Annotated in this window: 16 protein-coding genes; 15 read left to right on the top strand and 1 reads right to left on the bottom strand. The window is 41.9% G+C overall.

The annotated features are described in order from the left end of the window. Positions 1 to 1,458: a folylpolyglutamate synthase/dihydrofolate synthase family protein gene (locus A5295_RS00075; RefSeq protein WP_064621380.1), complete on the bottom strand. Its 1,458-nt coding sequence runs from the start codon at positions 1,456 to 1,458 to the stop codon at positions 1 to 3. A 281-nt stretch (positions 1,459 to 1,739) separates the two neighbouring features. Here A5295_RS00075 and A5295_RS00070 point away from each other — a divergent pair, with 281 nt between their 5' ends. The 15 genes from A5295_RS00070 to A5295_RS00005 form a co-directional block, all read left to right on the top strand. Beyond that, positions 1,740 to 3,335 (top strand): aminopeptidase P family protein, encoded by a 1,596-nt coding sequence (locus tag A5295_RS00070; protein ID WP_064621379.1) that lies wholly within the window; start codon positions 1,740 to 1,742, stop codon positions 3,333 to 3,335. A gap of 138 nt (positions 3,336 to 3,473) precedes the next feature. Continuing rightward, complete coding sequence (locus A5295_RS00065) at positions 3,474 to 4,196, top strand: metal ABC transporter ATP-binding protein (protein ID WP_041160582.1); 723 nt, start codon at positions 3,474 to 3,476, stop codon at positions 4,194 to 4,196. 6 nt (positions 4,197 to 4,202) lie between these two features. Beyond that, a complete protein-coding gene (locus A5295_RS00060; protein WP_012914218.1) occupies positions 4,203 to 5,159 on the top strand; it encodes a metal ABC transporter permease in 957 nt (318 codons plus the stop codon). After that, positions 5,160 to 6,053 (top strand): metal ABC transporter permease, encoded by an 894-nt coding sequence (locus A5295_RS00055; protein ID WP_004108805.1) that lies wholly within the window; start codon positions 5,160 to 5,162, stop codon positions 6,051 to 6,053. It abuts the gene before it with no gap. A 182-nt stretch (positions 6,054 to 6,235) separates the two neighbouring features. Continuing rightward, entirely contained in the window at positions 6,236 to 8,266 is a 2,031-nt protein-coding gene (thrS, locus tag A5295_RS00050) for a threonine--tRNA ligase (RefSeq protein ID WP_064621378.1), read from the top strand. A 215-nt stretch (positions 8,267 to 8,481) separates the two neighbouring features. Further along, positions 8,482 to 9,138: a CDP-alcohol phosphatidyltransferase family protein gene (locus A5295_RS00045; RefSeq protein ID WP_064621377.1), complete on the top strand. Its 657-nt coding sequence runs from the start codon at positions 8,482 to 8,484 to the stop codon at positions 9,136 to 9,138. A 62-nt stretch (positions 9,139 to 9,200) separates the two neighbouring features. Beyond that, positions 9,201 to 9,959, top strand: a complete 759-nt coding sequence (locus A5295_RS00040; RefSeq protein WP_004106544.1) for a YebC/PmpR family DNA-binding transcriptional regulator — start codon at positions 9,201 to 9,203, stop codon at positions 9,957 to 9,959. Between the two features lie 6 nt (positions 9,960 to 9,965). Beyond that, entirely contained in the window at positions 9,966 to 10,547 is a 582-nt protein-coding gene (ruvC, locus tag A5295_RS00035; protein ID WP_012914216.1) for a crossover junction endodeoxyribonuclease RuvC, read from the top strand. Between the two features lie 87 nt (positions 10,548 to 10,634). Then, positions 10,635 to 11,264, top strand: coding sequence for a Holliday junction branch migration protein RuvA (ruvA, locus tag A5295_RS00030; RefSeq protein WP_064621376.1), 630 nt, complete (start codon positions 10,635 to 10,637; stop codon positions 11,262 to 11,264). A 94-nt stretch (positions 11,265 to 11,358) separates the two neighbouring features. Next, a complete protein-coding gene (ruvB, locus tag A5295_RS00025) occupies positions 11,359 to 12,363 on the top strand; it encodes a Holliday junction branch migration DNA helicase RuvB (protein ID WP_217431467.1) in 1,005 nt (334 codons plus the stop codon). Between the two features lie 59 nt (positions 12,364 to 12,422). Continuing rightward, the gene (yajC, locus tag A5295_RS00020) at positions 12,423 to 12,824 is read left to right on the top strand and encodes a preprotein translocase subunit YajC (protein ID WP_064621375.1); all 402 of its coding nucleotides are present in this window, start codon (positions 12,423 to 12,425) and stop codon (positions 12,822 to 12,824) included. A 140-nt stretch (positions 12,825 to 12,964) separates the two neighbouring features. Then, the gene (locus A5295_RS00015) at positions 12,965 to 13,546 is read left to right on the top strand and encodes an adenine phosphoribosyltransferase (RefSeq protein WP_012914213.1); all 582 of its coding nucleotides are present in this window, start codon (positions 12,965 to 12,967) and stop codon (positions 13,544 to 13,546) included. Between the two features lie 374 nt (positions 13,547 to 13,920). Next, positions 13,921 to 14,709, top strand: a complete 789-nt coding sequence (locus A5295_RS00010) for an ANTAR domain-containing response regulator (RefSeq protein ID WP_004111325.1) — start codon at positions 13,921 to 13,923, stop codon at positions 14,707 to 14,709. Between the two features lie 78 nt (positions 14,710 to 14,787). Next, entirely contained in the window at positions 14,788 to 15,405 is a 618-nt protein-coding gene (locus tag A5295_RS06410; protein ID WP_082915428.1) for a hypothetical protein, read from the top strand. After that, positions 15,321 to 16,420: 5'-3' exonuclease H3TH domain-containing protein (locus tag A5295_RS00005; RefSeq protein ID WP_304438971.1), on the top strand; the 1,100-nt coding region annotated here is incomplete at its 3' end. The genes A5295_RS06410 and A5295_RS00005, both read left to right, overlap by 85 nt.

The raw sequence follows: 16,420 nt of genomic DNA, 5'->3' as shown, positions 1-16,420 counted from the left end.
TCAAGATTCGTCAATATTTGGGTGGATTGCTACGCGCTGATCTTTAGGCTTTTTTAAATCCGGATTCACGTGCTCAACAAGCATTGTGCGCGCGTCTCCTGCAGTGACGAAACTACCGCAAATAAGCACTCCGTGACCATAGCCCACACCAAGCTCATCGTCTTCATCAACTAAATCAACAGCAGTTTGAATAGCATCCGGCAACTCGTCAACACGAATTACGCGATCCTCGCCAAATACGCCTTCAGCAATCTTTTCGAGCTCTTCTGGATCCATTACACGGTCACGCCAAGAATTACGCGTAACAATAATCTTCGTCAAAATAGGTTCAAGAACACCCAAGTATTCTTCAACTTGCTTATCTGCCATCATTGCCACAACGCCAATAAGCTGCTCAAAATGATAGTTTTCTTCAATAGTTTCACGAAGAGACTCGGCAGCATTCACGTTATGTCCACCGTCAATAATGATTGTCGGCGAAGTACGAACCTGCTCAATACGCCCAGGAACCTTAACCTGACTTAAAGCCTCTGCAACTAAATCGCCATCCAAAGCACCACTTACAGGCAGCACAACCTCCGCAGCAGCAAGAGCTGCCAAAGCATTATGAGCCTGATGCTTGCCAAACTTGTCAACCGGAACATCCTCATAAGTGCCAAGAGGCGTACGCAAAGTAACAACCTGTCCACCAACTGCAGGAGTACGAGACACAACTTCAAGTTCGCCATCGCCATAAGAAGAATCGCGCAATAATGTAGCATGGTTGCGCTCCGCAACTTCCTTAATAATTGGCAAAACCTTAGCTTCATGCGGCTGAGGACCCAAAATAACAGTGCAATTTGGCTTAATAATACCAGCCTTCGTACGCGCAATCTCTTCAACAGTGTTTCCAAGCCATTGCATGTGATCCATATCAACCGGCCCAATAATTGCAGCATCAGCATTCATAACATTAGTGGCATCCCATTCGCCCCCCATGCCAACTTCCATAACAGCAACATCAACAGGAGCGTCCGCAAAAGCCCAAATTGCCATGGCTGTAAGCACTTCAAAAAAGCTCATTTTTGGCTTACCGTCAGCTTCCATGCGAGCATCAACCATGTCGATAATGTCTTTCATTTGATCCCACACATCGACGAACTGATCGTCACTAATTTCCTGTCCATCAATCATAATGCGCTCATTTACGCGCTCCAAATGTGGAGAAGTATATAATCCGGTTCGCAAACCGTATGCTCGACAAATCGACTCAGCCATTCGAGCAGTAGAACCTTTGCCGTTCGTACCAGTTATGTGAATAACACGCATAGACTGCTCTGGATGACCTAAAATATCGAGAATAAGACGCATGCGATCCAAGTCGAGATTAGTTTTATTGTGTTCTGGAGCTCGACTCATAATATTGCGTTCGATATCAACAATTCGCTCATTATTGCGATTTGGATTTTCAATAGACATAACTACTCCCCCTAATTTTTACGCTCGCTTACTCATTTTCCAACTATCTAGATTAGTTGATACCAACAACACACGCATATAAATATGTTGTGACAATATTCACATAGCAAAAGCGTTTTAAACGCACTTTGTAAATTGCGTATAAAATCTTGCTATTTTGCACTAAAAAAAAACTCGCATAAAACACTAAATAAGACTATGTTAGTTTATTGACTGTTTATTTACTATTTGTATAATTTGCGCAAGCAAAAATTAACAAGCAAAAATTAAGGAGTCTCATAATGGCAGAATATACGCCAACTGAGCACGGCGAAGAGCTAAAAGCTGACGGCACACAAAAGGCAGAAGATCGCGTAAATAACCGTTCACTTCGTCCAAACAGTGATTCTTTTAAAGATTTTATGACGAATAACTGGGATAACCAGGAGCCAGAAGTTAAGGCTCTTGAATCTAGCAAGTACATTCCAGCTCGTTTAGAGGCTCTTTCAAAGCGTTTCCCAGGCGAACGTTTAGTTATCCCTGCAGGACAACCAAAGGTGCGTAATAACGACTGCGATTATGCTTTCCGTCCAGACACTACATTTGCTTACTACACTGGCTTAGGTCAAGACTATGAGGCTGGTGCTGTGCTTGTTATGGAACCGGTTGAAAAAGATAGCGAAGAAGCAAAAGCCGGTAAAAATCATACGCCAGAACTTTTTGTAGCTCCACGCGCAGATAACAGCACTTCAGCATTTTACAAGGATCCTCACTACGGAGAATATTGGGTTGGTCCTCGCGCAGGCTTAAAAGAACTTAAAGCAATGACCGGCATTGAAACGCGCGATATTGCAGAACTTGACGACGCTATTGCAAAGAACGTAAGCGACGACGCTAATGGCGAAGGCATTCGCGTGCGAATTGTTCGAGAAACCGATCCTGAGCTTACTGCAAAAGTTGAAACAATGCGAGAAGCAAGTGGATTTACTGATGAAGATGCAAACACTTGCGCAGACGATAAATTGCACGAATTCGCTGCAGAAGCACGAATGCTTAAGGACGACTACGAAATTCGCGAAATGCGCAAAGCTATTGCCGCCACAAAACTTGGTTTTGACCGCATGCTTACGCGTTTGCCTAATGCTTTGGGTCATGAGCATTCCGAGCGCATGATTGAGGGTGCTTTTAATTCTGTTGCTCGCGAAGAAGGCAACGAAGTAGGCTACGACACTATTGTTGCTTCAGGCAAGCACGCGCCAATTTTGCACTGGATGCGCAACACTGGCGTTGTTTCCAGCGGAGAATTGCTACTTATTGATGCCGGCGTTGAAGTTAACAGCCTCTACACTGCTGACATTACACGAACTTTCCCAACGAACGGCAAATTCACTGACTTACAAAAGAAGCTTTACCAGTGCGTTCTTGACGCTCAGCAAGCCGGTTTTGAGGCTGCTAAACCAGGTGCAACCTACTCCGATATTCACCATGCTTGCATGCGCGTTCTAGCCGAACACTTGCACGAATGGGGAATTTTGAAAGTTAGCGTTGAAGAATCACTTTCGCCAGAAGGTCAACAGCATCGTCGTTGGCACGCTTGCGGCGTTGCTCATCATCTTGGTTTGGATGTGCACGATTGCGCACAAGCACGCTACGAGTCTTATCAGGGCGCAAAAATTACTCCAGGAATGATATTCACTATTGAGCCAGGATTATACTTTGCAGCTAACGATTTGATGCTTCCTGAAGAAATGCGCGGAATTGGAATTCGTATTGAAGATGATGTGCTAATGACTGAAAGCGGTCCAGAGTGGCTTTCTATTGACATTCCAAAGCAAATCGATGATGTAGAAGCATGGATGGCTGAACAAGCTCAAAAAAGTGATATTTTTCAGCATTAAGCAATAARTMAAAATAATAGTATCGTAACAGTAACTTTAATAGCGAAAGTTTAATAGCGAAAGCAAGAAGTTACTGTTACGAATACTTATTAATAAACTGAAAAGACTGGAAATATAGTGAATAAGAGCGTCCTTGCAATGAAAAATTGCGACCTGGCATACGGTTATAAAACTGTAGTGACTGGTATTAATGGCAGTGTGCAAGCCGGGGAAGCTTTGGCTTTAATAGGTCCAAATGGTTCTGGGAAAACAACGTTTTTGCAGGCTATTATTGGTATCGTGCGCGTAAGTCGCGGTGAACTGAAAATGCCTAAGGCTTTGTCTATTGGATATGTTCCACAGCAGGTTGATTTGGATTTAACGTTCCCGATTACTGCACGGCAAGTTGTTGCAATGGGCTTAAGTAGACAGACAGGTTTTCTTGGATTGCTTAAAAAAGATCAGAAAAAAGCTGTTGAGGATGCTCTTAATCATGTTGGTTTATTCAATCGCGCAGATGTGCGATTTGGTGACCTTTCTGGCGGTCAGCGCCAGCGCATTCTTCTTGCGCGCGCGATTGTTGCAAAGCCAACGCTTATTTTGCTCGACGAACCTTTTAATGGTCTTGATGAACCGAATCGCCGAGAACTTCTTAATATTATGAAATCAGCAAAGCAAGAAGGTATTGCTTTTGTTGTATCTACGCACGATTTAGTTATTGCAGATGCTATTTGTGAAAAAGCGCTACTTTTAGCTGGCAAGCAGATTGCTTTTGGCGCGCTTAAAGAAGTAATGACTAAAGAAAATATTACTCGTGCATATGGTGGAAGCATGCCTGCTGCTTCTGCAGGTCTTACTTTTTCGGAAATTGCGGAAGGCTGATTTTCAATGCTTGCCCAATTAGTTGAGTCATTAAGAAAAGTTCTGGAACCAATTCCTGGTTTTGATTTTATTGCTTCTGCTCCTTATATTTTTCGCCCGTTCTGCTTACTTATAGTTCTATCTATAGCTAGCGGAATCGTTGGTGTATTTGTGAACTTGAGATGTGCTGAATTTAATGCGGAAGCTATTGTGCATGGCATATTTCCTGGAATTGTTGTAGGCGCTTTATACGGTGGCATAGATCAAATTATTCCTGGTGCTGCAATTTGTTCAGTATTTTTAGTTGCTGCATTAGTGTGGGCTTCTCGTTCAACTCGCATAAATGAATCGATTATCGCAACTGTTTTAACTACTTTCTTTGCTCTTGGTGTAGTAATTTCACTAAAAAAAGGTGATATGTCAGGTCAGCTCGAGGCATTGATGTTTGGTAGGCTGCTTGATGTCACTGATGAGCGAATGACTCAAGCAATGTGGATTTGCTTGTTTGCAATTATTGTGCTTTTGGCAACTTGGAAACAGCAGATTATTGTTGCTTTCGATCGAGCAAGTGCTCCATTAATGGGAGTGCATACTCTTTTTGTCGATATTGTTCTTAACGTTGGCATTGCTGCGGTTGTTGTTTCTGCATCTTCAGCTGTTGGTGTTCTTCTTGTGATCGGGTACCTTATTATTCCAGGAGCTAGTGCTCGTTTAGTGTCTAGAACAGTTGGGCGTATGGTTGCAGTTGGTATCTTTGTTGGTATTGCTGGAGTTGTTCTTGGTATGTACGTTATGAATTTGGAGCTTGATCATCCTATTTCTCCTCAAGCTGCAATTGCATTAAGCATGTGTGCAATGTTCGTAGTTGTGCTTATTGTACGCTGGCTATTCCAAGTCATTTCATCTATAGTTTTTGCGCATAAAACTCATACAAGCGGTACCGATATGCATGTTTTAGCAAAATCTTGTAAAGGTAGGGAATAGATGGTAAGTATTTGGCAAATTATTGCTCTACCTATAGTTGAAGCAATTGTTGTAGGTGCTCTATGTGGTTTTGTTGGCTCTCTCGCGCTTCTTAATCAGCGAATATTCTTTACTGAATCTATTACTCATGCTGCTTTTCCTGGAGCAGTATTAGGTGTAGTTTTAACTTCTGCTTATACAATAGATCAAAATATTTTGTCGCTTGGGCTTTTTGTCGGTGCTGCTGTTGCGTGTGTTGTACTTTCTTTAGTAATGTATGCACTTTCGCATCTTAAAGGCATTTCTTCGCAAGCTGCAGCTGGTATTACTTTAACTGTTGGCTTTGCTAGTGGATACTTTTTAAATAAGTGGTTTGCTCCATTGCCATTGCGTATTGAGGGATTTTTAACTGGATCATTGCTTAATTGCACTCCTGCAGACGTAATTTCAGCCTCTGTTGCTTTCTTGCTTGTTTTGGGATTATGGATTTTTAATTCTGCTAATCTTGTGCATTGCTCGTTTGACCCTATTAATTACCGTGCTGCAGGCGGAAGATCAGGTTTTATACAGGGCATGGTTCTTGCTTTGATTATTATTACTGTTTCCGTTATTATTCCAGCAGTTGGTACAGTTGTTTCAGTATCTCTTATTGCTGCTCCTGCTGCAGCATTAAAGGGAAGAATTGCTTCTATAAATAAATTCGTACTTGCATGCGTAATTACTGCTGTTTCAATTGCTTTAATTGGACTAGCTTTAGCTGTAATACTGAAGCTTTCTGCCGGTGGCACTATTGCTATTTGCGCTGGAGCTTTCTTCTTAATAGTCAAGATTGGCGAAAGCATTTTTATAAAAATTAATGATTTTTCATCAAGATTGCATGCAAGGCGAGAAAAAGTAGCCGAAAACGCTATTTAGCAAAAGAGTTTTAAAAGTCGCTCTGTTGTCCTAGAATGTCAACGAATTGCGCGTGAAAAATGCGCGCGATTGACGTCGTTTTTGCGCGTTTTGTTGATTGTTTAATCGCGTAAGTTTATCGACGCCACACAAGTCCAGGTCTGCACATTAGTAACGCAAGACCCCGATAGAAAAGGACAATTATGGCTGAAAATACCATCTCCATCACCGTAAACGAGGAACGCAAGGAGGTGGATGCAAGCTTCACTGGCGCCCAACTTTTCGCGGAAGATAAGAATATTATTGCTGTGCGTTTAAATGGCGAGTTGCGTGATTTGTACACGTCTCTTCATGACGGCGATACCGTGGAATCAGTGGCCCTTGATAGTGAAGATGGCATCGCAATCATGCGTCATTCCGCTACTCACGTGATGGCTCAAGCTGTTCAAGAAATTCGACCAGACGCAAAGTTGGGCGTAGGTCCTGTAATTAAAGACGGCTTTTACTACGATTTCGATGTTGATACTCCATTTACGCCAGACGATTTGAAGCAAATCGAAAAGCATATGCAGCACATTATTAAAGAGTCTCAAAGCTTCCGTCGTCGCGTTGTAACAGAGGACGAAGCGCGCGAAGAAGAAGCAAATCAACCTTATAAGTTGGAGTTGATTGGGGATAAGGAAGCAGCTCTTGATCCTGCTGCCTCTGGCGAAATCAGCAAGCATGAGCTTAGCATGTACGACAATGTAGATCGCGAAGGAAACAAGGTTTGGAGCGATTTGTGCCGCGGACCTCACCTTCCAAACACGCGTTACATTAAGGCTTTTAAGCTTGAGCGTGTGGCTGCAGCTTACTGGCGTGGCTCGGAGCAGAATCCTATGCTTCAGCGCATTTACGGCACTGCTTGGCCTAGCAAGGAAGAGCTTAAAGCTTACACAACTCGCATGGAAGAAGCTGCTAAGCGCGATCACCGCAAGCTTGGTCAAGAGATGGATTTGTTCTCCTTCCCAGACGAGATTGGCCCAGGCTTAGCCGTATTCCATCCAAAGGGTGCTGCAATTATTAACGCAATGGAAGATTATTCGCGCGAGCAGCACAGAAAGCATCACTACAGCTTCGTACAAACTCCGCACATTACTAAGGGTGGCTTATATGAGACTTCCGGCCACTTGCAGTGGTACAAGGATGGCATGTATCCTCCAATGAAGCTTGACGAAGAGCGCGACGAAAATGGTAACGTAACTCGCCAAGGTGCTGACTACTACTTGAAGCCAATGAATTGCCCAATGCATAACTTGATCTTCAAGTCTCGCCAGCGTTCTTATCGCGAGCTTCCTTTGCGCTTGTTTGAGTTTGGTACTGTGTATCGCTACGAAAAGTCTGGCGTTGTGCATGGTTTAACTCGTGTTCGTGGATTGACTCAGGATGATTCGCACATTTACTGCACTCGCGAGCAGATGCGCGATGAGTTGAAGAGCTTGCTTAACTTTGTGCTTGGTCTTCTTAAAGACTTCGGTTTGAACGACTTCTACTTGGAGCTTTCCACTAAGGATGAGCATAAGTTCGTCGGTTCCGACGAGATTTGGGAAGAAGCAACTAATACTTTGGCAGAGGTTGCTAAAGAGTCTGGTTTGGAACTCGTGGACGATCCAGGTGGAGCTGCATTCTACGGCCCGAAGATTTCCGTGCAAGCTCGAGACGCAATCGGTCGCACTTGGCAGGTTTCTACTATTCAGCTCGACTTCAACTTGCCTGAGCGCTTTAAGTTGGAGTACATTGCGGCTGACGGTAGCCACCAGCGTCCTGTGATGATTCACCGCGCACTCTTTGGCTCTATTGAGCGTTTCTTCGCTATTTTGCTCGAGCATTACGCGGGCGCGTTCCCAGCATGGTTGGCTCCAGTTCAGGTAACTGGCGTTCCTGTTGCAGACGAGTTCGCTCCACACTTGCAAAAATTGATTAGCGATTTGGAAGAGAATATGGTTCGTTGCGAAATGGACAACTCTGACGATCGCTTCGGCAAGAAGATTCGTAACGCTTCTAAGTCTAAGGTGCCATTCACTTTGATTGCTGGCGAAGAGGATGTGAACAACAATGCTGTGAGCTTCCGCTTCCGCGATGGCAGCCAATTGAATGGCGTTCCTGTTTCGCAAGCTAAAGAGTGGATTTTGTTCATCATTAAGCAGCGCGTTCAGGTCAATACTGCAGAAGATTTCGAGCGCTACACTAAGTAGCATAAGCTATTTAAGTTATGTAATTTAAATAACGTTACTTAAGCAGCACAGTTTCGCTTGAAAACTAAATTGCAATAAATAAACGAAATAAGCAAAAGTCCACACTTCTTAACGTTGTGTGGGCTTTTGTGTGTATTACAGCCGATTGACTAATATGAGATTGTTTATTGAACCCAAGTTTTATTTGCTTGATTACGCTAGGAAGGTTGCATTCAATGTTGGAATCATTACGCAGCGGGTTTAAGCGCACTATTTCTCCAATTGCAAAATTGCTAGTCCGATTAGGCATAAGTGCTAACTGTGTAACAATTGTCGGAACAATAGCTGTAGTTATTATTGCTTTTGTTACTGCTTTTACTAAACAGTTTGTTGTTGGCACTATATTTTTAACTATTTTTGTGCTTGCGGACAGTTTAGATGGTTCTGTTGCTGCTTTGACAACAGGCGGCACAAAATTTGGTGCATTTCTTGACTCAACTCTCGATCGCATTGCAGACTGGTCATTATTTTCCTCTGTATGCATTTGTTTGTATGAAGCTCACGAAAAAGATATGTGCACTTGGATTTCAACTTTGAATGGCAATGCAATAAAGTGTGTAGGATTATTAAGCTGTTTGGTTGCTCTTATGGCAGCTTTCGTAACTTCATACACTCGCGCTCGCGGTCAGTCAATAAATGTAGATTCTAAAAAAGGTTTAATAACTCGTGCAGATAGAGTTGCTGTGATTCTTGTTGCTATGGGGCTTGTTGGTCTTACAAATCAACTTTTTTGGTTAAGTTTTGCTATGATTCTGCTTGCTATTGGCGGTATTATTACAGTTTTCCAGCGTATTTTTGAAGTAAAGCATGGGCTTGATATAAAAGATAAATAAAATTTGTCGCGAAAGCGCAATAAAATCGTTTCGTTTGATTAACTGTACGTTTTAGGAGTATCATGTCAGGTCATTCCAAGTGGGCGACTACAAAGCACAAGAAGGCCGCTATCGACGCAAAGCGTGGCAAGCTTTTTGCCAAGCTTATTAAGAACATTGAAATTGCTGCACGTTTGGGTGGTGGCGATCCTGATGGTAACCCTACGCTGTACGATGCCATCGTTAAAGCTAAAAAGGCTTCCATGCCTGCTGACAACATCAAGCGCGCTGTAAAGCGTGGTTCTGGTGAAGAAGCTGGCGGCGCAAACTATGAAGAGATTGTTTACGAAGGTTACGCTCCTGCAGGTGTTGGATTGATTATTGAATGCCTTACTGATAACCGTAATCGTGCTGCTGCTGATGTGCGTTCAACTCTTACTAAGGGCAACGGTTCTTTGGCAACAAGCGGTTCCGTGAGCTTCAACTTCGAACGTAAAGGTTTGATTGAAGTTCCATCCGAAGGTGTTGACTACGATAAGCTTTTCGAAGTTGCAGCTGAAGCTGGAGCTGAAGATGTTGCTGATGATGGCGATGTTTATTCTGTTTACACCAATTCCAGTGATTTGGTAACTGTGCGTAAGGCTTTGCAGGAAGCTGGTTTCGACTATGATTCTGCAGATATCATTATGCATCCAAATAATGAGGTTGAATTGAGCTTCGAAGATGCTCAAAAGGTTTCTCGCTTAATCGATAATCTCGATGACTTGGACGATGTTCAGAATATTTACAGCAACTGGACCGCTTCAGATGAAGTTATGGCTCAGCTTGAGGAAGATGAATAGTCTCCTATGATGATTTTGGGCGTTGACCCCGGGCTTACTCGCTGCGGGGTCGGCGTGATTGAAGCCGGCGTCTCGCGTCGGCTTTCTTTTATTCACGTCGATGTGTTGAGGTCTGAGCCTGATCTTTCGCAAGATTTGCGACTTTTAAAGATTTATAATGGATTAGTTGAAAAAATTGAGCGTTTTTCGCCTGATACTGTGTCTATTGAACGTGTTTTTGCGCAAGAAAATCGAAATACTGTTCTTGGCACTGCACAGGTTGCAGGTATTGCAATGCTTGCTGCAGCTCAGCGCAATATTCCTGTTGCTTTACACACTCCTACTGAAGTTAAACTTGCTGTAGCTGGAAACGGAAAAGCTCAAAAACCTCAAGTAGAGCGCATGGTCGCGCGACTACTTGGACTTAATGTTTTGCCTACTCCTGCTGATGCTGCCGACGCTTTAGCTCAAGCTATTTGTCATGCTCTTCGTCCTTCTGGTGCTTTACAAGGTGGCGAGCGCGAGCAGCATCTAACTGCTGCGCAGAAACAGTGGGCTTTAGCTCAAGCTCAGGCGCGTAAATCTTCTTCTGTCGTTCGAGGCATGTAGGATATTAATAGAACAGATGTTCTATTATAATTGTATTTGACTTTATGTGCTTTAAGCTATGAGTTTTTGTTAAGTGGGAGTGAGTTTATGATTGGAATGCTTGTTGGACAAGTTGCGTCAATTGATGCTCGTTCTGCTCTTATTGTTGTTTCTGGAGTTGGCTATGAGACTTATATGCCTTCTCAAGATTTGTCTTCTTTGCATGAAGGCCAGGAAGCTCGCGTTTATACGTCGCTTCAAGTTTCGCAAGATGCTTTAACTCTTTATGGTTTTACAACTCAAGCTGCTAAACGAATGTTTTTGCAAGTGCAAAAAGTTAGTGGAATTGGTCCTAAAGTTGCTCTTTCTATGCTTTCAACTTTGAATGTTGATCGTCTTTTACAAGCTATTTCTGAGGGAGATGTAACTTCTCTTTCTTCTGCTCCTGGTTTAGGGAAAAAGGGTGCGCAGAAGATTATTTTGGAATTGAAGGGTTCTCTTGATTCTTCAATACTGGCAGATAGTTCTAATGATTCTACTCAATCTAATAAGCAGATTGTTGATTCTAGCGTGCAATGCGTAATAGAGGGTCTTGTTTCATTGGGTTGGAGACAAGTTGACGCTCAAAGAGCAGTTGAGCAAGTTTGTGCAGATAATAATATTTCTACTCCTATATCTGATGCAGATTTGCCTAATGTTTTACGAATGGCATTAGCTTCACTTGATAGGGGTAGGTAATCATGTTTGTAAAGAATCTAGTATTGGGGGAGTTGAAGTGAGTGAAGAGTATACTTCTGCGCTAAATACTGGTGTTGCTGAAGAATCCTTACGCATGGTTTCTTCAACGCCTTTAGGAAATGAGCAACTCAGTGATGAGGAACTTCGTCCTCGCGCATTAGAAGGTTTTATTGGTCAACCAGTTTTAAAAGCGCAATTGCAACTGTTTTTAGATGCTGCTAAAAAGCGTGATGTTGCGCCTGACCATATGTTATTGGCTGGCCCTCCTGGATTGGGAAAAACTACATTAGCAATGATTGTTGCTAATGAATTGCAAGTTCCTATTCGAATTACTTCAGGTCCTGCCATCCAGCATGCTGGAGATTTAGCTTCTATACTAAGTGCGCTTGACGCAGGTGAGGTGTTGTTTATTGACGAAATCCATCGTTTGCCTCGTGCTGCAGAAGAGTTGCTTTATATTGCTATGGAAGATTTTCGCGTTGACGTTATGGTCGGTAAAGGTCCTGGTGCCTCATCAATACCGCTAACTCTTCCTCGTTTTACTGTAGTTGGAGCTACCACTAGGGAAGGAATGTTGCCTTCTCCATTGCGCGCTCGTTTTGGTTTTACTGCTCACCTTGATTTTTATCCTCACGAAGAGCTTGAAAAACTTATTGAGCGATCTGCTAAAGTCTTAGGAATTCGCCTTATAGATCAAGCTGCTAAAGAGCTATCGTTACGCTCTCGTGGCACTCCTCGTATAGCGAATCGCTTGTTGAGACGTGTCAGAGATTGGGCTATTGTGCATGATTTGTCAGAAGTAAATCATGAAGCTGTTGTTGAAGCGTTAGCTTTATACCAGATTGATACACAAGGTCTTGATCGACTTGATATTGCAGTTTTGAAGGCTATGGTTTGTCAGTTTAACGGTGGACCGGTTGGTCTTAATAATCTAGCTGCAATGGTTGGTGAAGAAGCTGAAACTGTTGAAACAGTATGTGAACCATATTTAGTGCGTGAAGGATTCTTAATTCGCACTCCTAAAGGTCGTGTTGCAACTAGTAAAGCTTGGAAACATTTGGGCTTTAAAGAGCCTAGTAATGTCAGTGAGCTAGCTTAAAATAATTAACTTGGACGGCATTTCGACCGTCTTAGGGTTGGATACTTAAGGAGTTTACTTTGCCTCAATTTTTCCAGCAGTATGGCATGCTTATTATTCTCGTTGTAGCAATGGTTTGCATGATGATGTTCCAGACTCGCAATGCTAAGAAGCGTCAAGCTGAAATGCGTTCCTTCCATGAATCTTTGGAACCAGGTACTGAAATTATTACAATCGGCGGCATTATCGGCAAGATTGTAAGCGTAGATACTCAATATGAAGAGATTGTTATCGATTCAGAAGGTAGTTTGATGCGAGTATCTTTCCGCGCTGTGAACAGATTGTATGTGCGTCCAGCGTTTATTAGCGATGAAGAAGCAGAAGAAGCTGCACAAGCTGAAGAAGCTAAGCAAGATGATGCAAATAAATCTGTAAGCGAAGATAACGAGCCAGTATCAGAATCTGCAGAATCTGAAAAGTAATAACTTTTATCTCATAAATTTATAATTTAATACTTAAGTCGTGATGTGTGAGTCAGCACATGTCTCACGCATCACGCGAATATGTGACATTCTTTCCATATTCCAATAACAAGTCTTGTGAAGAAAAGAACGTTAGGATTATGACAGCAACGGATATTACAGTGAAAACGTTGAAAACAGTAAGCAACGATGATGCCGCTTATCTTGCTTCTTTGATTCGTACCGTTCCAGGATTCCCCAATCCTAGTATTATATTCCGTGATTTTCTTCCTATATTTTCAAATGCGCGCTCTTCGCGAATTCTTATTGATTCTTTAATTGATGCCTTGCCTGTGCCAGCTGATTCAATTGATTTGATTGCTGGGCTTGAAGCTCGAGGTTTTCTTTTTGGACCATTGTTGGCATCTCGGTTAGGCAAAGGTTTTCTTGCTATTCGTAAAGCTGGTAAGCTACCTCCTCCAGTTATTACTGAGTCATACATGCTTGAGTATGGTCAGGCAAGTATTGAAATTGAAAGCGACGCTATTAAGCCAGGTCAACGTGTGCTTATTGTTGACGATCTTATTGCAACTGGAGGCACTGCAAAAGCTGCTGCAAATATTGTCAAGCGCGCTCAAGGAATAGTTGCAGGTTTTAGTTTTGTTATTGAACTTACTGGTATTAGTGGAATGAGTGAGTTATGCGATTATCCTTGCAGTAGTTTAATTACTATGCCAGCTTAAAAGTTTATTATTATCGCTTATTATTAAAGCCTATAAATTTACTAAATGTGTGCTTATGGGTGACTATAAGGATGCTTTTCCTATGTGCGTTGCTCAGGCAATACTTGGTGCGTTGGCTGTATTATTATCTGCGATTATATAAAATAAGCAAAATAGTGCTAATTGTATGTGCTTGTTCGCGCGTCTTGCAATTCTTATGATATTATTAATTGACACGAACATGGTGCGCATGCGGTATTTTAATGACTTGCAGATTGTGTTATGATGCGCAATTTTCGCTAGTGTTTGTGAGTGTGCCGTTGCGCGAACGCCATGTTAAAGATGCATGGCGATGTTGTCCTGTGAATGTGTGGCAATGAAGTGAGGTTTTGGATATGCCAGGTATGGATGAAAATGAAGGGACAGAGCCAGCAATGCCTGAGGTACTTACTGATGATGAGCTGCGCAAAGCTGCAGATGATGAAGCTGTTCAGCGAGAAGCTAAAGAAAAAAAGGCCAATCATATTCGTACTGTAGTAGTTGCAGAAGATGAATCAGTTAATCGTATGGATTTAGTTGCAATGCTTGAAGATAACGGATATCAAGTTATAGGTCAGGCTGCTAACGGTCAAGAAGCTATTGAGTTGACTCGTGAAAATCATCCAGATGTTGTATGCATGGATGTTAAGATGCCTGTTATGGATGGCATTACTGCCGCTGCAACAATCTGTGATGAGAATATTGCTCCTGTAGTAATGCTCACTGCTTTTTCACAGTCAGATTTAGTAAAACAAGCAACTGGTGCTGGAGCGATGGCGTACGTTACTAAGCCATATGAAGAATCTAAACTTCTTCCTGCTTTGGAAGTTGCTATGGGTCGCTTTAGTGAAATCAACGATTTATTAGATAGTGTTGAGCGTGCAGAAAACAAGTTACACGATGCTGAAGATCAGTTGAAGAAAACAGAAGAAAAGTTGAAGAAAGCTGAAGATACTTTAGAAGAACGTAAGCTTGTAGACCGTGCTAAAGGTCTTCTTATGGATAAGGCTGGATTCTCTGAGCAGGGTGCTTTCCGCTGGATTCAAAAAACTTCTATGGATCAGCGTATCCCTAAGAAGCGTCTTGCAATGGCTATTATTGCAAAGTATAGCGATGATAAAGTAGAATCTTCATCTGAAAATTAGTAGGGTTATATTTATTCATTTTTATATAAGTGCATAGTTATTTATTAGTAATTACGGAACGTGGGTGAGTAGTCAACAGTGAATACCGACATCGTTGAAGAACATTCTTCGGAACTTAAGAATGAGAAAGGAACGTTGTTGGTTGTCGATGGCCATTCTCTTGCGTTCCGTGCTTTTTTTGCAATATCTGCGGATAATTTTTCTACTCGCTCTGGGCAAGCAACAAATTCCATTTGGGGATTTATTACTATGCTTTCACAGGTTGTAAAAAAAGAGAAGCCTGACCGCTTAGCTATTGCTTTTGACGTTAAAGGTGGAACTTTTAGAAATACTATGCTGCCTCAATATAAAGGTACTCGTGATGCTGCTCCACAGGAGCTTCTTTCGCAGCTTCCTATCATTCAACAGATGCTTAAAGCTCTTGGTGTCACTTATATTGAGAAACCCGGTTATGAAGGTGATGATGTTATTGGCACTCTTGCAGTAATGGGTTCGAATGCCGGTTATAGAACTTTAGTACTTTCTGGCGATCGTGATGCATTCCAACTTATAGATGACAATATTACTGTTTTATATCNGGCCATTCTCTTGCGTTCCGTGCTTTTTTTGCAATATCTGCGGATAATTTTTCTACTCGCTCTGGGCAAGCAACAAATTCCATTTGGGGATTTATTACTATGCTTTCACAGGTTGTAAAAAAAGAGAAGCCTGACCGCTTAGCTATTGCTTTTGACGTTAAAGGTGGAACTTTTAGAAATACTATGCTGCCTCAATATAAAGGTACTCGTGATGCTGCTCCACAGGAGCTTCTTTCGCAGCTTCCTATCATTCAACAGATGCTTAAAGCTCTTGGTGTCACTTATATTGAGAAACCCGGTTATGAAGGTGATGATGTTATTGGCACTCTTGCAGTAATGGGTTCGAATGCCGGTTATAGAACTTTAGTACTTTCTGGCGATCGTGATGCATTCCAACTTATAGATGACAATATTACTGTTTTATATCCAGGACAGCATTTTAAAGACTTAAAAGAAATGGATAAGAATGCTGTTTATGAAAAATATCATGTTACGCCTAAGCAATATCCTGATCTAGCAGCGTTAAGAGGAGAAACTGCAGATAATATTCCAGGAGTTCCAGGTGTTGGAGATGGGTACGCTGCTAAATGGATTAATCAATTCGGCAGCCTAGAAAATATTATTGAACATTCGAATGAGATTAGCGGTAAAAAGGGAGAAGCTTTAAGAGAAAATATTGATCAAGTTCGTTTAAACCGTAAAGTTAATGCTTTAGTTTGCGATTTGGATTTAGGCGTAACTGTAGATGATTTGTGCTTTGGTGATGTTGATGCTGCAAAATTAGGAATCTTGCTGTCTCAACTTGAATTTGGCGAATTAAAAAAGAGAAAGATTCTCAAAACTTTTAGCAACGGTATGCAACAATCTATCGAAAATAATATGCGTATAATGTTTTCGTCTACGTATGAAGGTGACGCTAATAATGATAAGCTAGCTCAAAGTGCTCAATCAAATATTGACGCAGAAAATTTTCAAGAAATGCTAGCAAGCATTGACTTGCATCATGTTAAAACTGTAGAAGACTTTATTAATTGGGAGAATTCCGTTTCTTCTTTACTTTATACAGAAATAAAGAAAGATTCAAAAAATACTGAAGATACTTTCGACCAACTAAGTTCCGAAGAAGAGAATTT

Origin of the sequence: Gardnerella sp. 26-12, from assembly GCF_001660745.1 — a bacterium.
GTDB classification, from domain to species: Bacteria; Actinomycetota; Actinomycetes; order Actinomycetales; family Bifidobacteriaceae; genus Bifidobacterium; species Bifidobacterium swidsinskii.
The sequence above is the reverse complement of the archived record's forward strand: the minus strand, read 5'-3'. Positions and strand labels throughout refer to the sequence as shown.